The following is a 598-nucleotide window of genomic DNA, read 5'->3' as shown; positions in this document are numbered from 1 at the left end:
CTGCTCACCGAGCTGGGCAACCCGCCGCGGACCGGGTTCGCCGTGGTCGGCAAGCTGGCCCGGCAGTACGGCTTCTCCTGCCACGTCGAGCCCTCCCCGTACGGGGGGATGCGCGCCCTGGTTCGGATCCCGGCCGGGCTGCTGACGGTGGTGGACGAGGAGCAGCCGCTGTCGGTGCTCACCCCGCTGCCGCTGCGGTCCGGCGCCGGTCCGGCCGGTCCGGCGCCCACCGCGGGCGGACGCGCCCGCGAGGGTGTCCCGGCGATCCATGTCGTCCCCCCGGTGCCGGACCTGCCGGGCCCGTCGGACCCGCCGCGCCCGTCCGACGGACCGTCGGTGCACGCCGTCCCGCCGGTGCGGGCGGTGCCGGACGAGCCCGCCGCGCCGGACGACGGCACCGGACTTCCCAGCCGCCGCCGGCGTCGGCCGGTGCCCGCGCAGCCCTCGCCCGCCGACGGTGCCGCGGCACCCGCGCCCGGCGCCGTCCGCCCGGTGCGGACGCCCGAGCAGGCGGCCGCCCGCTGGCAGGCGCTCCAGCACGGCACCGGCTCCGGCCGCGCCGCCGTCGCGGAGGCGGAGGCGGAGGCCGACATCGCCG

General features: G+C 80.9%; 1 pseudogene. It reads left to right on the top strand.

Features of this window, described 5'->3' with window-relative positions:
- Window positions 1-598: pseudogene (locus VR45_RS41560) on the top strand (ATP-binding protein); the annotation flags it as partial.

Source organism: Streptomyces sp. NRRL S-495 (genome assembly GCF_000966955.1).
Classification (GTDB): Bacteria; Actinomycetota; Actinomycetes; order Streptomycetales; family Streptomycetaceae; genus Kitasatospora; species Kitasatospora purpeofusca.
This window is presented reverse-complemented; position numbering and strand designations above follow the sequence as displayed.